Raw genomic sequence first — 19,028 nt, 5'->3', positions numbered from 1 at the left:
ACGGTCGCGCGGATCCTGGCGTGGGGAATGGAAATGCTTCATCGACTGGTTCCTTGCTCGCCGCCCTGCCCGTGTCACGCCGGCAGCTTGAAGTCGGCGACCGAACGACGCAGGTCGGCCGCCAGCTGCGCCAGGTGGCCGATCGACTCGGCGGTCTGCCCGGCACCCTGCGAGGTCTGGCCGGTGATCTGGCGGATCACGCCCATCGTGCGGGTGATGTCCGACGCCGCCGACGACTGCTGCTGGGCGGCGATGGAGATGTTCTTGATGAGGGTGTTGAGTGCGTTGGACACGCGCTCGATCTCGGTCAGTGCGGTACCGGCGTCTTCGGCCAGGCGCGCACCGGACACCACTTCGGCGGTGGTCTGTTCCATCGAGGTGACCGCTTCGTTGGTATCGGCCTGAATGGCCTGGACCAGGTTCTCGATGCGTCGGGTCGCACCGGAGGTGCGCTCTGCCAGGCGCTGCACTTCGTCGGCCACGACCGCGAAACCGCGACCGGCTTCACCGGCCGACGCCGCCTGCACAGCCGCGTTCAACGCCAGGATGTTGGTCTGCTCGGAAATGTCGTTGATCAGTTCCACGATCGAGCCGATCTCCTGCGAGGACTCGCCCAGGCGCTTGATGCGCTTGGAGGTTTCCTGGATCTGGTCGCGGATCTGGTCCATGCCCTGGATGGTCTCGCGGACCACGCCGGCACCCTCGGCGGCGATCACCACCGAACGCTGTGCCACGTCGGCCGACTCGGCCGAGTTGCGCGATACCTGCTCGATGCTGGCGGCGATTTCGCCGATCCGGTCCGATGCCGAGGTGATCTGGTTGGCCTGGTGGCCGGCCGCTTCGGCCAGCTGCATCGCCGTTGCCTGCGTTTCCTGGGTCGACAGCGCGACCTTGGCCGAGGTGTCGTTGATGGTGGTCACCAGGTGGCGCAGTTCATCCACCGCGTAGTTGATGGCGTCTGCGATCGCGCCGGTCATGTCCTCGGTCACCGAGGCTTTCACGGTCAGGTCGCCCTCACCGAGCGAGGAGATTTCATCCAGCAGCCGCATGATCGCCTGCTGGTTGCGGCTGTTGAACTCCACCTGGGTCTGGTAGCGCAGTTCCTGTTCGCGCGAGCGGCTGCGCACGTTGGTGGAGACGAAGCCGATGATCGCGATCAGCGACAGCGCACCGGATACCACGCCGATCCAGAAATTCGGGAACAGGCGGGTGTCGGACACCGAGCCGAACGAGGAGAACGCTTCGAACAGCTTGCGGCTGTCGGTCAGCATCTTCGCCGAACCCTGGCCCAGCGCGGCGGCAGCGGACTGCGCGGCGAACAGCTGGCGCGAGCTGGCCAGGATCGCGTCGGCGTCCTGCTTCATCGCCTCCCACTTCTGCTGCGACTGCTCCAGCGCCGCAACGGCGGCAGCGCCGCGCACGGCGGTGATGCCCAGATCCTCGTTGCCATTGCGCAGCGCATCGAGCACCTGCGAGAACACGGTGATGTCGCGGGCCAGCGCGTCGCCGGCAGCGGCCGCAGCCGTGCCGCCGGCACGGATTTCAGTCACGCGACGGGCCATCGAACCGGCCACCACCACCTGCTGCAGGGCACTGTAGACCTGCGACGCCGGGGCGCCGGAGGCGGACATCGCACGCACCAGTTCGTTCAACTGGGCCTGCAGGCCCGGCACCGCACCGGAGAAGTTGTTGGCGTTGCCGGCCAGGGCCAGCACCGCCGGCTCGCTGGCGACCAGCTGGCCGGCCTGCTTGCCCAGCGGCGTCCAGGTGTCGGCCAGGGTCGAGATCGCCCCGGAGACGCCCGGCTCGTTGCCGTAGCGCCCCTGCAGGGTCGATACGTTCTGCTCGATCGCGTTGCGGGTGGCCTTGAAGGCGGTGAAGGCCTGCGCATTGCCGCCGACCGCGTCACGGCCCTGGTTGGCCAGCTGCTGCGACAGCACCTGCAGGTCCGCGGCCTTGGAGCCGGCATCGGCCAGGCGGCTGCCCTGCCAGGTGGACACACCGGTGTTCACACCGAACAGGATCATCGACAGGGCCAGCAGCGCCAGCCAGAGGTTGCTGCCGCCCAGCCGCAGCTTGCCGGACTTGGTGGCATCCGAAGCAGTACTCATCGTTCAACCTCGATTTTCAATGCAGGGGGCGATGCCCGGCCTCAGGCCGCGGCTTGCCGGAATTCAGGGGTACGCGACAGCAGCGAGAGCGAAAACACGCCCCAGTCGTTGCCATCGGCATGGAAAGCGCGATCGACGAAGTGCCCGTAGCGTCCTTCGGCCAGTGAACCGGCCTCGATCTGCTGGGTCAGCTCGAAACTGCGCTGGCCGAACAGTTCGTCGATGGTCAGGGCGACGTCGCCACCGGCCTGGCGCATGATCAGCACGCGCTGGCCTTCCTGCTGGACGGTGCGCGCACCTTCCAGGAAATATTTCAGGTCGACCACCGGGAACAGGTTGCCGCGCAGGTTGCCCACGCCCAGCAGCCACGGCTGCGCGCAGGGCACCGGGGTCACCGGCGGCATCGGCACGATCTCCACCACTTCGCGGAAATCGGACACCAGCCGGCGCTGGCCGACACGGAAACCGACGCCACGCCACAGGTCCTGGGCGAACTGCCGCCCGGGCAGCTGCACCGCGTGGGCCAGGCTGCGCCGTTCGTAGGCTTCAAGAATGTCGAAGGGCGAGCGCATCAGGCCACCAGCTCGTTGATCCGCGCGATGAGTTCTTCCTCGCGCGGCGGCTTGACGATGTAATCGGCGGCGCCTTGGCGCAGCCCCCAGGCCTTGTCGGTTTCCATCGCCTTGGTGCTGACGATGATGACCGGGATGTGCTTGATCGCGGCGTCGCGGGCCATCGCCCGGGTCGCCTGGAAACCGCTCATGCCCGGCAGCACCACGTCCATCAGGACCAGCTGCGGCACCTGGTCGCGGACCAGCTGCAGGCCATCTTCGGCATTGTCCGCTTCCAGCACCTCATGGCCGGCACGGCGCAGCCATTGGGTGAACACCGCGCGGTCGGTCGGTGAATCCTCGATCAGGACGATACGAGCCATTGTGCCTTTCCCCCCTGGTCAGGCGTTGACGTACGTGCGGATGGCACCCAGCAGTTCTTCGCGCGTGAATGGCTTGGTCAGGTACTGCTCCGAGCCGACGATGCGCCCCCGCGCCTTGTCGAACAGGCCGTCCTTGGACGACAGCATGATCACCGGGGTCGCCTTGAACAGCTGGTTGCCCTTGATCAGTGCGCAGGTCTGGTAGCCATCCAGGCGCGGCATCATGATGTCGACGAAGATGATCTGCGGCTGCTGGTCGGCGATCTTGGCCAAGGCCTCGAAACCGTCCGTTGCGGTCACTACTTCGCAGCCTTCGCGCTTCAGTAGTGTTTCCGCAGTCCTGCGGATGGTCTTCGAGTCATCGATGACCATCACCCGGAGTCCTGCGAGCTCCCCGCCCGCAGTCGTGTTTTCAGTCATTGCCATTCCCCAAGCGCACGGCCCAATCTTTGGCGGGAGCCGCTGCGAAAGCGTATCTATATCGCACTTCCCGCGCCCGCTTCAAGGGCGGTCCGTGGCGCGGGGCGTGGCGCCGGGCTGAACGTGACCGGATTGGCAATCACTGCGCAGCCCGGCAAGGGACGCTGCGTTGCACATCGCCGGGGAGGCGCACGGCCGGCGTTGCCGCTACCATCAACGTCTTGCCTGACAGGTGCGCCCATGCCGTTGAACGTCATCGTGGTGATGGATCCCATCGCCCACATCAAGATCACCAAGGACACCACGTTCGCCATGCTGCTGGAAGCCCAGCGCCGCGGCCACGCCCTGCACTACGTGCGCCCGGGCGGGCTGGCGCTGGAAGGCGGGGTGGCCGTGGCCTGGACCGCCCCCCTGCAGGTGCGCGACGACCCCGCCGGCTGGTACGAGCTGGGCGCATTCAGCCGGACGGAATTCGGCCCCGGCCAGGTCGTGCTGATGCGCAAGGACCCGCCGGTCGACGCCGAGTACGTCTACGACACCCAGGTGCTGGATGTCGCCGCCGCCGCCGGTGCCTGCGTGGTCAACAACCCACAGGGCCTGCGCGACTACAACGAGAAGCTGGCCGCGCTGCTGTTCCCGCAGTGCTGCCCGCCGACCCTGGTCAGCCGCGACGCCAAGGCACTGAAGGCCTTCGCGCTGGAACACGGCCAGGCCGTGCTGAAGCCGCTGGATGGCATGGGCGGCCGCTCGATCTTCCGCAGCGGCCAGGGCGACCCCAACCTGAACGTGATCCTGGAAACGCTGACCGACGGCGGCCGCAAGCTGGCCCTGGCCCAGAAGTTCATTCCCGACATCACTGCCGGCGACAAGCGCATCCTGCTGGTCGATGGCGAGCCGGTCGATTACTGCCTGGCGCGCATTCCGCAGGGCGATGAGTTCCGCGGCAACCTGGCCGCCGGTGGCCGCGGCGAAGGCCGGCCGCTGAGCGAACGCGACCGCTGGATCGCCGCCCAGGTCGGCCCGGAGATGAAGCGCCGTGGCATGCGTTTCGTCGGCCTGGACGTCATCGGCGACTACCTGACCGAGGTCAACGTGACCAGCCCGACCTGCGTGCGCGAACTGGACGCGCAGTACGGCCTGAACATCGCCGGCACCCTGTTCGACGCGATCGAGGCCGATCTGCGCTGATGGATGCCGCACCTGCCGTCCTCGCCCCGCCGCCGCGCGAAGCGCAGCGGCTGGGCGCCACCATCGCCCTGTCGGTGCTGGTGCACGCCCTGCTGATCCTCGGGGTCGGCTTTGCCGTGAAAGGCGACGCGCCGCTGGTACCGACCCTGGAAGTGATCTTCAGCCAGACCCGCACCGCGTTGACCCCGAAGCAGGCCGATTTCCTGGCCGCCGCCAGCCAGGAGGGCGGTGGCGAGCATGATCGTGCGCAGCGCCCACGCGACAACCAGGCCGGCATCGTGCCGCAGGCGCAGTCCGGCATCAGCCCGGTACCGCAGCAGCACCAGTCGGCAGCACCGGTGCCGCCACCGCAGGCGCGCGTGGTCAGCAGCCGCAATGGCCAGGACACGGTGGCCCTGGCGCAGTCGCGCCCTACCCCGTTGCAGCCCACCCCGGATGCACCGATGACTGCACGCGAACAGCGCGATGCCGAGATGGCGCGGCTGGCAGCGGAAGTACACCTGCGTTCGGCGCAGTACGCCAAGCGCCCGAACCGGAAATTCGTTTCGGCCAGTACGCGCGAATACGCCTACGCCAATTACCTTCGCGCATGGGTGGACCGCGCAGAGCAGGTCGGCAACCTGAACTACCCCGACGAAGCGCGGCAGCGCCGGCTGGGTGGGCAGGTGGTGATCAGCGTGGGGGTGCGCCGCGATGGCAGCGTGGAAAGCAGCCGCATCCTGCGCTCCAGCGGCACGCCGCTGTTGGATGAGGCGGCGCTGCGGGTGATCCAGCTGGCGCAGCCGTTCCCGACGTTGCCCGACACTGATGATCAGATCGACATCCTGCAGGTCACGCGCACGTGGGTGTTCCTGCCGGGTGGCGAACTGCGCGACGACCGGTAAGGTTTTCTGCCCGGGCCTGCGGCCCGGGACCCGCTGGAAGCAACTGCAACTGCAAGATCAAGAGCGGCGGTTGGGCTGTTGGTTTGGCGGGGCGGTGTGGGCTTGCAGGACACGCCGTAAACCCATCCCTGGGGGCTCGATGGCGCCATCCATGGCGCCAACGGTCCTGCAAGCCCACACCGCCCCACCTCTGATAGATCGCGGCGCATCTTTGCTGTTGGTAGGTGTCGACCTTGGTCGACACGAGGCATCCACGCCACACCTGCACAGTAGATCCACGCCATGCGTGGATGTGAGCGAAGCGATCGGCTTTTGACTTTGATTTTGTTTTGAATTTCCGTGGCGGACGCGCACGGAAACTGTCCGTGGCCGGGCGGGTGGGCTGCGCAGGGGCGTAAGCGCCATGGATGGCGCGCCCGAGCCTACAGGGACGTATTCACGGCGTCCCCTGCGCAGCCCACCCGCCCGGTCAACCCACGGCTTTTGATTTACGCGACCAACCAAGCCACGAGGGGCTCAGCCGTTGGCTTTCGCCTTCGCGTCCCGCGCGGCCTGCTGCTCGACCAGCGTCAGCGCCACGTTGTCACGCAGGTACGCCGGCTCGACCTTCTCCGCTGCGATGCCTTCGCCGCGTGCGAACGCCGGTACCGCCAGTGCCAGCACATCTGCTGCATGCGGCAGTGCCATCGCATCGAAGCGGCGCAGACCTGCCCCCAGCTGCGCGACCAGCGCGCCGTCAGCCGCGGCAAACCCGGTGCCAACACCGTAGATGGACGTGCCTTCCGGCAACGACACCGCCGTTGGCACGCACACGCGCTCGGCGTCACGGGCCACCGGCAGTCCATCCACGCGCTCGAAACGTGCCACGTACAACTCGCCCATCCGCGCATCGATCGCCGACAGGATCTGCTTCTCTTCCATCGGCGCGCGCAGCGCCAGCACCTGCAGCGTCGACACCGGCAGCAGCGGGCGATCCAGCGCCAGCGCGATGCCCTGTGCCAATGCGATCGCCAGGCGCACACCGGTGAACGCACCGGGACCGCGACTGAGCGCGATGCCGTCCAGCTGGCGGCGGCTGATGCCGGCCTCGGCCAGCAGCTCCTCCGCCCACGGCAGACTCAGTTCGGCATGCCGGCGGGGGGCGATCTCGAAGCGTTCCAGTACCTGCCCATCAACATGCAGGGCTACGGAACAGGCTTCGGTGGCGGTTTCAAAGGCGAGCAGTTTCATCGGATCGGGTCAGAACAGGGGGAACGTGGCACCGGGAACCGGCTCCGGGCCCGCCACGGCGGCGGTCGGGGCTGCGGCATCTGCCACGGGGCCCCATTGTGGCGCAAAGAAGGCCTGCACATCGGTCAGTGCCCGGGTTCGCCGGAACGGCGGCAGCGACTGCAGGAAGACCTTGCCATAGCCACGGTTGAGCAGACGCGGGTCGCACAGCACCAGCACCCCGCGGTCGGTTTCGCTGCGGATCAGCCGGCCAACGCCCTGCTTCAGGGCAATGACCGCCTGCGGCAACTGCTCGTCGCGGAACGGATTGCCGCCCTGGGTACGGATTGCCTCCAGCCGCGCTTCATACACCGGATCGTCGGGCGTGGCGAAGGGCAGCTTGTCGATCACCACCACGCTCAAGGCCTCGCCGACCACATCCACGCCCTCGCGGAAGCTGGCCGAGCCCAGCAGCACGCCATTGCCGGATTCACGGAAACGCTGCAGCAGGGTCGCGCGCGGCGCTTCGCCCTGCACGAACAGCGGCCAGGGGCCATCACGCAACGCCTCGGCCGCCTCGCGCAGCGCACGATGCGAAGCGAACAACAGGAACGCCCTGCCCTGCGACGCCTGCAGCACCGGGCGCAGCACCTGGATCAGTGCGGTTCCGAAACCGCGCGCGGCTGGATCGGGCAAGCCTTCAGGCAAATAGCACAGTGCCTGCTCGGGCCAGTTGAACGGGCTGGGCTGCACCAGCGTCTGCGGATCGTCCAGGCCCAGGCGCGTGGCGATGTGCTCGAAGCCGCCGCCAACGGTCAGCGTGGCCGAGGTGAAAATCCATGCAGCGTGACTGCGTTCGCGATGTTCGCGCAGCGGCGCGGACACATCCATCGGCGTGCGCTGGCAGCGGAAACCGCGCGGGGTCAGCTCGTACCAGAGCACGTCGCCGGCGGCGGCGGTCGTTTCGCTGGGATCGGCATCGAAGTCGAGTGCGGGCTCTTCATCGCCGAGCCAACGGCCCAGCCGCGAGATCGCCTCACGCGCACGCGCATGGCAGGCATCCAGGCCAGCAGCGGCTTCGCGCAACGGTTGCAGTGCCTGCTCCAGCACCACCAGGCTGGACATCACCGCATCGAAACCCTCGCGCACCTGCGGCATTGCCAACGCCCGCCACTGCGTACCGCGCGCGGGCAAGCCCTCCATCGCAGCACGCAACGCAGATAACGCCTGCTGCAGATGATCGACCGGTTCCTGCAATGCCGACTGCGCGCCACCCACGCCGCGCGCTTCAGCCAGACAGTCACGGCCCAGCTCCTGCCAGGGGCGCATGCCGAAGCCCTCGCCGAAGAACTGCGCGGCCAGCTCGGGCAACTGATGGGCCTCGTCGATGACGAAGGCCTGCGCACCGGGCAGCAGCTCGCCGAAGCCCTCCTGCTTCAGCGCCAGATCGGCGAGCAGCAGGTGGTGGTTGACCACGACCAGGTCGGCGGCCTGAGCACGCTGGCGGGCACGCACGACGAAGCAGTCATCCCAGAAGGGACACTCGTTGCCCAGACAGTTGTCGACGGTGGAGGTGACCATCGGCAGCAGCGGCGAGTCATCGGCCAGGCCATCGAGTTCAGCGATATCGCCCGAATCCGAGCGGCCGGACCAGGCCAGGATGCGCTGGAACTGTGCCGCCTGTTCGGGGCTGGAGAATCGCGGCTCACCGCGTGCCTGCTGCAGGCGATAACGGCACAGGTAGTTGCTGCGTCCCTTCAGCAATGCGCTGCGCAGGCCGACGCCCAGCGCCTGGCGCACGCGCGGCAGGTCACGGTGGTAGAGCTGGTCCTGCAGCGCGCGGGTACCGGTGGAAATGATGGTGCGCATTCCGGACAGCAGCACCGGCACCAGATAGGCAAAGGTCTTGCCGGTGCCGGTACCGGCTTCGGCGAGCAGCAGGTCGCGTTGCTGCATGGACGCGGCAATGGCCTCGGTCAGGCGCAGCTGCGCGGGACGCGGGACGAATGCATCCAGATGGGAGGCGAGCGCGCCGCCTTCGCTGAGGGCTTCGCGGCTGGCATGGACAAGGTCGGACATCAGGCAGAGAGGATACCCGGCCGGGCGCTGCCCGGCACCCGTTTCAAGCCAGAGCACAGGCAACAACAACAGCAACAGCTTGCGTTCATGGCTCTGGGTTGCTGTTGCGGTGGATGGGGTGGGCAGGGCAGCCAGGACACGCCGTAAACCCGTCCTTGGGGGCTCGATGGCGCCATCCATGGCGCCAACGGTCCTGCCTACCCTGCCCGCCCCACCCTGGACAGTTTCCCGGTGACGGAATTCAAAGGCAGAGCAGAAGCGGTTGGTGTAACGGGGAAAGTAGAAGGGGTCGGAGCCGTTTTCCTTTGGAAAACGGTTCCGACCCCTCAGCGAGTGCGCGTAGCGCGCGACCCGCGTTTGATGTTGATTTTGTTCTTGCCTGCGGCGGCCGCAGGAAACTGTCCGTGGCCGGGTGGATGGGCTGGGCAGGGGCGTGAGCCGCATGGATGCGGCGACCGAGCTTACATGGACGTACTTGCAGCGCCCCCTGCCCAGTCCATCCACCCGGCCAACCCGCATCAGACCATCAGCCCGCCGCCGCAGAGGGGGCAGCGCCCGATGGAGGGGAATACCTCAGTACCGCTTGATCCCCGGCACCGTGCAACCTTCAATCTGCGCATGCGCCGACACCGCATTCTCCTTCTCGCCCCGTGCCAGGCGCGCCTGCTCGATCGTCGCCCAGTGCCGGCGGCACAGCGGCCCCGTCTTCGACCCCAGGTCCACGGCCTTGCGTGCGAACGTTTCCGCCTCCGCCCACTGGCCCTGCAGCAGCGCCAGTTCCGCGCGTTCCTGCAATACCGACGGATCACCGGCCACGATCTGCAACGCCTGGTCCAGGCTGGCGGCCGCGCCGGCCAGATCACTGGCCTGGCGCTGGGTCAGCGCCGTCTGCCGCAGATCCTCAACCTGCGAATCGCGCAACGGCTGCACCGACAGTTCCTTGTCATCCGGGCCAGCGGCAGCTTCCACCGCTGCCAGTCGTTGTGCGGGCGTGGTGATGTCCACCGGCTTGACCACCTGCGGCGCGCTGCTCACGCAGGCCGCCAGGGCCAGGCTGAGGCCACTCAGGACCAGGGGCTGGAACAGCAAACGGATAGTCATCGGCATCATCGGCTTGGAGGAGGAGTCGCTGCAGCGGGTGCTGCGGCGGGTTCAGCGGCGGGTTCCGGTTTACGGTCAAGGCCGAACCAGCTGCGCCAGCCGCCGCCCTCGCCTTCGGCACCGCCCTGCGCGTCCGGCACGGCGGCCGGTGCACATGGCTCGTAGGCAGGCGCATAGCCCACCACGAACGGGAAGCGGCGTGCGCCCGGGCAGCCTTCATCGGTGCTGTTGGTACCGGTCGCCGCAACCGGCTGCCAGTCGAGGCCCTTGTTGCTGACCTTCAGCGGCGCCGTCGGCAGACGCTGGAAGATGCCCGACCACACCCGCATCGCGCCGGTGGCGCCATACAGGCCGGCCTGTTCGTTCTGGTCGTTGCCCATCCAGATCACCGCCAGGTGGTCGCCGGTGTAACCGGCATACCAGCTGTCGCGGCCATCGTTGGTGGTGCCGGTCTTGCCGGCCGGCTGCAGGCGGCCCAGGCCATCGGCATTCAAGCGCTGCGCGGTACCGCTGGCCACCACCTGCTGCAGGCCGATGCTGATCAGGTTGGCGGCAATGGAGTCGCCCTCCTGTGCCGGTGCAGGCGTCTTGTCGTAGCGCTTGAGCAGCTTGCCCTGCGGATCGAGGACGCCACGCACCGCGTGCAGCGGCTGGATTTCGCCGCCCGATGCCAGGAACTGGTACAGCTGCGCCATCGCGTACGGGCTCTGGTCGGTCGAGCCGAGGATCACCGCCGGATTTGCCTCGGCCTTGATGCCGGCCAGCACGTGGATCAGCTGGGTCACCCGTTCCGGGCCGACCTGCATGCCCACGCGTACCGTGGCCTGGTTGTAGGAATGAGCCAGCGCATCGATCAGGCGCACGGTGCCATGGCTGCGGTTGTCCGCATTGCCGGGATTCCAGTTGCGGCCGCGGCTGAGCTGCACGGTCACCGGAGAATCGTCGACCCAGCTGGCCAGCGAATATCGGTCCGGCTGCGCGAGTGCGAGCAGGTACACGAACGGCTTGAGCAGCGAGCCGACCGGGCGCTGCGCCTCGATGGCGCGGTTGAAGCCGACCTCGGACACTTCGCGGCTGCCGATCACCGCCACCACGTCACCGTTGTGCACGTCGGTCATCACCAGGCCGGCCTGCAGCTCGGGGCGACGCTTGCTTTCCAGCGACTTGATGGTGCGCGTGACCGCGCCTTCGGCATAGGCCTGCGCGGACGGCGACATGCCGCTCATCACGCTCAGTCCGGCGCCCTGCAGAGCCGATTCCGGATAGTCGTGGCCAAGCTGGCGACGCACCAGGTCGACGTAGGCCGGGAAGCGGTTGGCTGCCACCAGGCCCGGGGTCTTGGGCACGCCCAGCGGCGCCTTCAACGCACGCTGGTACTCGGCATCATCGATCAGGGTCGCCTCGTGCAGTTTGCCCAGCACGAAGTTGCGACGGTCCAGCGCACGCTCGGGATTGCGCCGCGGGTCGTAGTACGACGGCCCCTTGACCAGGCCGATCAACAGCGCGATCTGCTCGGTTTCCAGCGAGGAGAGATCACGGCCGAACCAGAACTCGGCGCCGGAGGACATGCCGTGGATCGCCTGGCTGCCGCGCTGGCCCAGATACACCTGGTTGAGGTACGCCTCGAAGATGGTGCGCTTGTCATAGCGCGCTTCCATGATCAACGCGTACAGCACTTCGTTGAATTTGCGGGTGACGGTCTGTTCCTTGCCGATGCCGAGCAGACCACTGCGGGCCAGCTGCTGGGTCAGGGTGGAAGCGCCCTGCCGGCTCTGCCCACCGGAGCGGACCGTCACCCAGACCGCGCGCGCGATGCCGGACAGATCGATGCCGTGATGGCGGTTGAAGTCCTTGTCCTCGACCGCCTGCAGGCCAGTGACCAGCAGGTCCGGGGCCTCGTTCATGCGGATCAGGCGGCGTTCTTCCTGCTTCTGCCCATACAGCGTGGCGATGCGTGCAGGATCCATGCGGGCCGCCTTCAGCGCCTTGCGGCTGTCGGCGTCGCGCAGCGAGGCGATGCTGCCGCCGGACAGCGACAGCTCGACCCGACGCGGTGCGACCTGGCCATCGACGTCGTTGTAGCCGCGGCTGGAGATGACGAAGCGCCCGCCCTGCACCGCATAGGTTGCCGGTTCCTTGCCCTGGCCATCATCGCGATAGGCCGAGGCGGCCAGTTCGGTCTTCAGGGTCGCCGCATCCATCGCCTTGCCGGGCAACAGCACCAGCGGGCGTGCATAGACGCGCGTCGGGATCTGCCAGCGCAGTTCACCGAAGCGTTGCGTCACCTGTTGGTTCAGGTACAGCGTATAGGGGATCAGGAAACCCAATCCCAACGCGACCGCCGCCATGCTCCAGGTGATCAGCCGGCGCCGCCAGAGCGGACCGGTGTCCTGCTGGTCGTCGTCGTCGAAATCGTCGATATCGTCTGAATCGTAGCGTCGGGGCACGGGAATGCGACAATGTAGGGTCTGGCGAGTCTACCCCAGCCGCTGCGGCAGGCGAATTCTCCCGGCCCCCCTGCTTAAGCTGGAGTTGCAACCGGATGGCGATGTCCCTGGCCGAAATCCGCTACCTGATCAATCGCCTGACCGGGCTGGCCCGCCGCAGCCTGGCCAGCCTGCGTACCCGCGGCTGGCGGGCCACCTGGCAGCGGATCCGGGTGCACACCCAGCGCGCCGTTCCAGCACCGCGCAAACCGCTGTACCTGCCACCGGCACAGCCGTTCGCTCCCTTCGCGGTGCCCACCAGCGATACGCCGGAAGTAAGCATCGTCATTCCGGTCTACAACCACGTCGACCATACCCTGGCCTGCCTGCGCGCCCTCGCCGCGCACCCGCCGTCGGTGGCCTGCGAGATCCTGGTGGTGGACGACGGCAGCAGCGACGCAACGGTGCAGTGGATGCCGCAGATCAGCGGCCTGCGTTACGAAGTGCGCGAGCGCAACGGTGGCTTCATCGAGGCCTGCAACGACGGCGTGTCGCGCACGCGCGGCCGCTACGTGGTGCTGCTCAACAACGATACGGTGCCGCAGCCGGGCTGGGTGGAGGCATTGCTGGACACCTTTGCGACCGTCGCCGATGCCGGCCTGGTCGGCAGCCAGCTGCTGTATCCCGACGGCCGCCTGCAGGAATCGGGCGGGGTGATCTTCGGCGATGGCAGTGGCTGGAGCTACGGCCGTTTCGAAGCGGCCGATGACCCCCGCTTCGCCAGCCTGCGTGACGTCGATTACTGCTCCGGCGCCGCGCTGATGCTGCCCCGTGCACTGTGGCAGCAGCTGGGCGGCTTCGACACCCGCTACAAGCCGGCCTACTACGAAGACACCGACCTGGCGTTCCGCGTGCGTGCGCAGGGGCTGCGGGTGCTGGTGCAGCCGGCCAGCCGGGTGATCCACGATGAAGGCACCAGCAACGGCACCGATACCGGCAGCGGCGTGAAGGCTTACCAGGTACGCAACCAAGGTGTTTTCGCAGCCCGATGGGCCGCTGAACTGGCCTCTCATCCCAAGGTGGGTGAAGTGCCCTCGCCTGCGCTGCTGCTGCGCGGCCGGCGCCAGGTGCTGATCCTGGATGAGGAAGTGCCGCGCCCGGAACGCGACTCCGGCTCGCTGCGGCAGGTCAACCTGATCCGCCTGCTGCTGCAGGGCGGCGCCCACGTGGTGTTCGTGCCCACCCGGCGCGAACACGGCGGCGTGGCGACCGAAGCCCTGCAGCGGATGGGCGTGGAAGTCTGGTACACGCCCTTCCTGGACGGTGTCGCAGGCTGGCTGCGCAGCCATGGCACCCGCTTCAACGTGGTGATGATGGTGCGCCACCACGTCGCCAACGAATGCCTGCCGCTGCTTGAGCGCTACGCGCCGCAGGCCCGCACCGTGTTCGACACCGTCGACCTGCACTACCTGCGCGAGCGCCGTGGTGCGGAAGTGGCGGGCGATGCTGGCCTGCTGCGCAACGCCGAACGCACCCGCGCCAGCGAACTGGCAGTGATGGACCAGTGCGACATCACCGTGCTGGTCAGCGCTGCCGAGCGCGAACAGCTGCAGGCCGATGCACCCCAGGTGCGGGTGGAGCTGATCTCCAACCTGCATGAAGTTGCCGGCGCGGGCGCACCGTTCGCGCAGCGCCACGACCTGGTGTTCGTCGGCGGCTTCCGCCACCCGCCGAACCTGGATGCGATGGAGTGGTTCATCGGCGACGTGTTCCCGCACATCCGCGCGGCGCTGCCGCAGGTGCACCTGCATTGCATCGGTGCCGGCGCACCGGAGACGCTGCTTGCTCTGGCTGCTACCCAGCCGGGTGTAGTGATGCATGGCTTCGTCGAAGACATCGTTCCGTACATGGACGGTGCCCGCATCGCCATCGCGCCGCTGCGTTTCGGCGCCGGCGTGAAGGGCAAGATCAACCTGAGCATGGCCCATGGCCAGCCCGTGGTCGGCACCACCTGCGCGGTGGAAGGCATGCACCTGCGTGCCGGCCAGGATGTGCTGGTGGCCGACGATGCAGCGGGCTTTGCCGAGGCGGTGGTCCGCCTGTACCAGGACCCTGTGCTCTGGCAGCAGCTGGCCGCCGCTGGCCTGGCCAACGTGGCCGAGCATTTCTCGCTGGATGCCGCGTCGGCGACTGTGCAGCGGGTGTTCTTCGACTAGTCGATGTGGCCGCCAGCGTGCCGCAGGCGGTCCTCGAACGCGGCAAGTTCGGCCAGATCCGGCTGCAGCCGCCGCACCTGCTCCACGGCCGAGGCGGCAAATTCCACATCCCCGCGGCCCAGCCGTTCGCTGCCGATCGCCAGCCAGCGCTGTGCCAGGCGGGAACGCGCATCGGGCAATCCTGCGGCGGTCGGCGCCAGCGTCTGCCAGGCCTGCAGGCAAGCGCCCGCAGCCTGCACCCGGTTCTGTCGCAGGTTGTCATCGAAGCAGGACCTGCTGGCGGGCAGCAGACGCGCTGCCGCCGCCTTGACCCGGCTGTCGCGCGGCGCCAGTGCCTGCGCTTCGCGCAACGCATCGAAGGCGCTGTGACCGGGGGGGCTGATCCACTGCCCGGCACGCTCGGCACGATCGATCTGGCGCAACCGATCACGCAGCTGGCGCTCACGCTGGACAGCGCTGATGCCCGGCTGCTGCAACGACTGGCGTGCCTGTCGCGCACGCTGCAGGCGCTGTGCCAGCTGCTGCTGTGCCGCCTGCGAGGCGCCCAGCCCCGTCGCGAGCGCAGCGTCCTTGTCGGCCGCCTCGAACTGGAAGTCGTCGGCCCGCTTCTGGCTGCGCGCCAGCAGTGCCTGCACGGTCTGCTCGCGCCCACGCAGTGCAGTGGGATCATCGGCGGTGACCGCCAGCACGGCCTGGAAACTGTCGGCAGCCGTCTCGAGCTGCTGTCGTTTGAGCGCACGCTGACCTTGCTGCAGCCGCTGGTCGACGGCCTGGGCCAGCGCTTCCTGGCTGGCAGGAAGTTCGGAATGACCTGCATCGAACTGGCGTGCGCGCTGCAGGATCGCAGCCGCCGTGGCCAGTTCGCCGCGCGCGGCCTGTGCACGCGCCTGCTGCAGCAGATCGCTCAATGCGTCCTCGCGACCTTCCAGCGCAGGCAGATTGTCCGGCTGCAGCGCCAGCACACGCTGGAACAACGGCAGCGCGCTGCTGTCGCCGTCGTCCAGCCGCCCGGCTGCAAAGGCATTGCGGGCCTGCGCAAGCAGCGCGCCGATGCCAGCGCCGGCACGACGACGCGCCTGCAGTTGCTGCGCCACCGCGTCTGCCTCGGCACGCGGCACCTGCAGCTCACGCGCCAACGCCAGCGCCTGCGCACTACCGTCCAGGTCGCCCGCCTGCAGTCGCTCACGCGACTGCTGCAACGCTGCCGCGCCGGTGCGGGCCAGTCCCTGCCGCGCCTGCGGGCGGTCGCCATCCAACGCCAGCACCGCCTGGTAGCGTTCGCGCGCGCCGCTGCCGTCGGCCGCAGTCAGGCGCCCGTCGGCCAGCGCGCGATCGCCCTCGGCCAGCAGTTGCTCTATCTGTGGCTCATCCCAGAACCAGTCGGCCAGCGGCTTGCGCACCAGCACCAGCAGCACGAACACGGCTGCAGCCGCCAGCAGCGCCCAACGCCATACCCGGCGTGCATGGCGCACCTGCAGCCACCACCAGCGGCTTTCACGGCGAACGCGATCGAGCGCCGGATGTGCGGCGCCGTGTGAGCGATGCGGGGGCTCGCGTTCCATGCGTGCAGGGTAGCCGGGGCAGCGTGAAGCTCAGCCCAGACGACGCGCCTCACTGACGCCCGGCAGCGCATCGAGCTTGCCCAGCAGATTAGACAACTGGCCGTAGTCGCTGACCTTCAGCCGCAGGCGCAGATGCGCGCGGCCGCTGTTGCGGACGTTGTCGCTGTGGATGTCCAACACGTAGGCGTCTTCCTGTGCGATCAGGTTGGTGATGTCCTTCAGCAGCCAGCGGCGGTCAACTGCCTCGACCACCACATCCACTTCATAGCCGCCGCCGGCCTGGCCCCATTCCACCGGCAGGATCCGCTGCGGGCTGGTCGCAGCCAGCCGCGCCAGTGCGACGCAGTCTGCACGATGCACCGTGACACCCCGGCTACGGGTCAGGTAGCCGACAATCGGTTCACCGGCCACCGGCTGGCAGCAGCGCGCCAGCTGCACCAGCAGGTTGCCCACACCCTGTACGGTGAACTTGGACTTGCCCAGGTTCTCGCGGCGCGCGGTCGGCCGCGGCAATGCCGCCGTCGGCGCCGGCTGGCTGGCCGCACGCTCGGCTTCCAGCAGCGAACGGCTGACCTGGTTGGGGCCGGTATCGCCCAGCGCGACCTGGATGTACAGGTCGTCGACACTGTCGGCATGGAACTTCTTCGCCGCCGCGGACAGGTCCGAATGCTGCAGGCCCAGCCGCTTCAGTTCGCGCTCCAGCAGTTCGCGCCCTGCCTGCACGTTGCGCGCACGGTCCAGCTTGTGGAACCAGCTGCGTACCTTCTCGCGCGAGCGGTTGCTGGCCAGGAAGCCGTTGGCCGGCATCAGCCAGTCGCGGCGCGGGTCGGCCTCCTTGCCGGTCAGGATCTCGACCCGGTCCCCACTGCGTAGGCGATAGGTCAACGGCACGATGCGGCCGTTGACCTTGGCCCCACGGCAGCGGTGCCCGACCATGGTGTGCACCTGGTAGGCAAAATCCAGCGGTGTGGCACCTTGCGGCAGGTCCAGCACCTCGTCCTTCGGGGTCAACGCGTAGACCCGGTCTTCGGTCAGCTCGGCATCGAGCGCGCCGGCCAGTTCATTGCCCTGCCCGTCCTGTGCCTGCTCCAGCAGCTGCCGCATCCAGGTGATCTTGCGATCGAACGATTTCTCCGCGCCCTTGCCGCCTTCCTTGTACTTCCAGTGCGCGGCCACGCCCAGCTCGGCCTGCGCGTGCATGTCGTGGGTGCGGATCTGCACTTCGATGGTGCGCCCTTCCGGGCCGACCACCGCCGTGTGCAGCGAGCGGTAATCGTTGGCCTTGGGGCGGGCGATGTAATCGTCGAACTCGCTCGGCACCGGCGCCCACAGCGCATGCACCACGCCGAGCGCGGCATAGCAGGCGGCCACGTCATCGACCATCACCCGTACCGCACGGATGTCATACAGCTGGTCGAAGGCCAGGCGCTTCTTCTGCATCTTCCGCCAGATGCTGTAGATGTGCTTGGGCCGGCCGCTGACCTCGGCACGGATGCCCTGCACGCCCAGTTCGCGCGACAGCACCTTCTTCACGTTCTCGACGTAGCGCTCGCGGGCGATGCGCGTTTCGTCGACCTCGCGCGCGATGCGCCGGTAGGTGTCCGGTTCCAGGTGGCGGAACGCCAGGTCTTCCAGTTCCCATTTCAACTGCCAGATGCCCAGCCGGTTGGCCAGCGGCGCATGGATGTCGCGGGTCAACTGGGCCAGCGCGCGGCGCTGCTCCTCATCGAGCTTGTCGGCCGCGCGCATGCGCGCCAGCTGCCGGGCCAGCAGGATCGGCACCACCCGCAGGTCGCGGATGATGGCCAGCAGCAACCGGCGCAGGCCTTCGCTGTTGCGGCCCGCCTCGCGTCCGGCGTGCAGGGCCCACACCGGATCGGCCGCATCCTGGCCATCGAGCAGGCCGATCACCGCCGCTTTGTGGCTGCCCAGCGGCAGTGCGTCGAGGTGGACGCGCAGGCCCGGCAGATCGAACAGCAGGGCTGCCACCACGGCGCCCTCGTCTGCCGAGAGCATTGCCAGCGCATCCAGCGTATCGCCCAGCACCGACCAGCTGGCACGCATCTGTGGGTCGCAGTCCGGCGATTCCCAATGCCCGCGCAGGGCCTGGCGCAGCGGAGCCGGCAGCACGGCTGCCGAGGGACGGTTCAACAAGGCATCCAGGCCGGGGACGGAAGCGCGGTTCACAGCATCGAGCAGGCAAGACAGAAGCCCCTACACTAGCGCCGCAGCCGTTCAGGAACAATCGCCGCGGCCACCATCGCCGGGAATGTGGACATGCCGCTACACTCGCCGACATCCACCGGAGAGTTCCGCCATGCCTTCGATCACCCTGCCTTTCCGCCCGCGCCTGCTGGCCTGTGCCGCACTGCTGCTGTCCCTGTCGGCGCCCGCCCTGGCCCAGCGCGTGGTGCAGGGTGACCTGCAGCAGCAGATGTCAGCGGCCGAATTCAAGGCCGCCGGCCTGGACAAACTCAATGCCGCGGAGCTGGCCACGCTGAACCGCTGGCTGCAGGGCAAGGTTGAAGCCGCCACCACCGAAGCCGTCGCTGCGGTGCGTGAGGAAGCGCGCGAGGAAGGCCGCCAGGAAGTGATTGTGAAGAACCGCGGCTTCTTCGACTTCGGTAGCAACGAGCCGATCAGCGGTGTGCTGCAGGGCGAGTTCCGCGGTTTCGGCAAGGGCCGGATCTACGTGCTGGACAATGGCCAGCAGTGGGAACAGACCGATACCACCTCGGTGTCCGGCGTGCGCAAGCAATCGCCGAAGGTCAGCATCAGCCCCGGGGTGATGGGCGTGTGGTACCTGAAGGTCGAAGGCGTGAACACCCAGCCCAAGGTGCGTCGCACCAAGTAACGGCGCCATCGGCCGCTACCGCCGGGACCCGCAGTAGATCCACG

14 protein-coding genes are annotated in these 19,028 nt (G+C 68.0%); 4 read left to right on the top strand and 10 right to left on the bottom strand.

Annotation, left to right across the window (positions count from 1 at the left end; all coding sequences use genetic code 11):
* Window positions 1–74 precede the first annotated feature (74 nt).
* From CR919_RS03180 to pilG, 4 genes are read right to left on the bottom strand one after another with little or no spacing between them, the layout of a single operon-like run.
* A complete protein-coding gene (locus tag CR919_RS03180; RefSeq protein WP_099818840.1) occupies window positions 75–2,111 on the bottom strand; it encodes a methyl-accepting chemotaxis protein in 2,037 nt (678 codons plus the stop codon).
* A gap of 41 nt (window positions 2,112–2,152) precedes the next feature.
* Window positions 2,153–2,683 carry a chemotaxis protein CheW gene (locus tag CR919_RS03175; RefSeq protein ID WP_025877750.1) on the bottom strand — a complete coding sequence of 177 codons (531 nt, stop codon included), beginning with the start codon at window positions 2,681–2,683 and terminating at the stop codon, window positions 2,153–2,155.
* Window positions 2,683–3,045, bottom strand: coding sequence for a response regulator (locus tag CR919_RS03170; protein WP_025877749.1), 363 nt, complete (start codon window positions 3,043–3,045; stop codon window positions 2,683–2,685). The genes CR919_RS03175 and CR919_RS03170 overlap by 1 nt, the downstream gene beginning before the upstream one ends.
* Window positions 3,046–3,063: 18 nt before the next feature.
* Complete coding sequence (gene pilG, locus CR919_RS03165) at window positions 3,064–3,465, bottom strand: twitching motility response regulator PilG (protein ID WP_005418455.1); 402 nt, start codon at window positions 3,463–3,465, stop codon at window positions 3,064–3,066.
* A gap of 240 nt (window positions 3,466–3,705) precedes the next feature.
* On the opposite strand from pilG, the gene gshB reads away from it, so the two are divergent.
* Both gshB and CR919_RS03155 read left to right on the top strand, forming a co-directional pair.
* Window positions 3,706–4,653 (top strand): glutathione synthase, encoded by a 948-nt coding sequence (gene gshB / locus CR919_RS03160; RefSeq protein ID WP_099818839.1) that lies wholly within the window; start codon window positions 3,706–3,708, stop codon window positions 4,651–4,653.
* Window positions 4,653–5,537, top strand: a complete 885-nt coding sequence (locus CR919_RS03155; protein WP_099818838.1) for an energy transducer TonB — start codon at window positions 4,653–4,655, stop codon at window positions 5,535–5,537. The genes gshB and CR919_RS03155 overlap by 1 nt, the downstream gene beginning before the upstream one ends.
* Before the next feature lie 516 nt (window positions 5,538–6,053).
* Here CR919_RS03155 and tsaB read toward each other — a convergent pair.
* From tsaB to mrcB, 4 genes are all read right to left on the bottom strand, one after another.
* Entirely contained in the window at window positions 6,054–6,767 is a 714-nt protein-coding gene (gene tsaB, locus CR919_RS03150) for a tRNA (adenosine(37)-N6)-threonylcarbamoyltransferase complex dimerization subunit type 1 TsaB (RefSeq protein WP_099818837.1), read from the bottom strand.
* 9 nt (window positions 6,768–6,776) lie between these two features.
* A complete protein-coding gene (locus CR919_RS03145) occupies window positions 6,777–8,825 on the bottom strand; it encodes an ATP-dependent DNA helicase (protein ID WP_099819103.1) in 2,049 nt (682 codons plus the stop codon).
* 573 nt (window positions 8,826–9,398) lie between these two features.
* Window positions 9,399–9,935 carry a tetratricopeptide repeat protein gene (locus CR919_RS03140; RefSeq protein ID WP_099818836.1) on the bottom strand — a complete coding sequence of 179 codons (537 nt, stop codon included), beginning with the start codon at window positions 9,933–9,935 and terminating at the stop codon, window positions 9,399–9,401.
* The gene (mrcB, locus tag CR919_RS03135; RefSeq protein WP_099818835.1) at window positions 9,932–12,373 is read right to left on the bottom strand and encodes a penicillin-binding protein 1B; all 2,442 of its coding nucleotides are present in this window, start codon (window positions 12,371–12,373) and stop codon (window positions 9,932–9,934) included. Before mrcB ends, CR919_RS03140 begins: the two co-directional genes overlap by 4 nt.
* A gap of 95 nt (window positions 12,374–12,468) precedes the next feature.
* Between mrcB and CR919_RS03130 the strand changes: the two genes are divergently transcribed.
* Window positions 12,469–14,568, top strand: coding sequence for a glycosyltransferase (locus CR919_RS03130; protein ID WP_099818834.1), 2,100 nt, complete (start codon window positions 12,469–12,471; stop codon window positions 14,566–14,568).
* Here CR919_RS03130 and CR919_RS03125 read toward each other — a convergent pair.
* Together CR919_RS03125 and CR919_RS03120 are read right to left on the bottom strand one after the other, a co-directional pair.
* Window positions 14,565–16,130 (bottom strand): hypothetical protein, encoded by a 1,566-nt coding sequence (locus tag CR919_RS03125; protein ID WP_099818833.1) that lies wholly within the window; start codon window positions 16,128–16,130, stop codon window positions 14,565–14,567. The two genes, CR919_RS03130 and CR919_RS03125, sit on opposite strands and share 4 nt — an antisense overlap.
* Before the next feature lie 30 nt (window positions 16,131–16,160).
* Window positions 16,161–18,317: a bifunctional (p)ppGpp synthetase/guanosine-3',5'-bis(diphosphate) 3'-pyrophosphohydrolase gene (locus CR919_RS03120; RefSeq protein WP_099818832.1), complete on the bottom strand. Its 2,157-nt coding sequence runs from the start codon at window positions 18,315–18,317 to the stop codon at window positions 16,161–16,163.
* Between the two features lie 130 nt (window positions 18,318–18,447).
* Here CR919_RS03120 and CR919_RS03115 point away from each other — a divergent pair, with 130 nt between their 5' ends.
* Window positions 18,448–18,984, top strand: a complete 537-nt coding sequence (locus CR919_RS03115) for a hypothetical protein (protein WP_099818831.1) — start codon at window positions 18,448–18,450, stop codon at window positions 18,982–18,984.
* The last annotated feature ends 44 nt before the right edge of the window (window positions 18,985–19,028 follow it).

This window comes from Stenotrophomonas sp. LMG 10879 (assembly GCF_002750935.1).
Taxonomy (GTDB): domain Bacteria; phylum Pseudomonadota; class Gammaproteobacteria; order Xanthomonadales; family Xanthomonadaceae; genus Stenotrophomonas; species Stenotrophomonas lactitubi_B.
The sequence above is the reverse complement of the archived record's forward strand: the minus strand, read 5'-3'. Positions and strand labels throughout refer to the sequence as shown.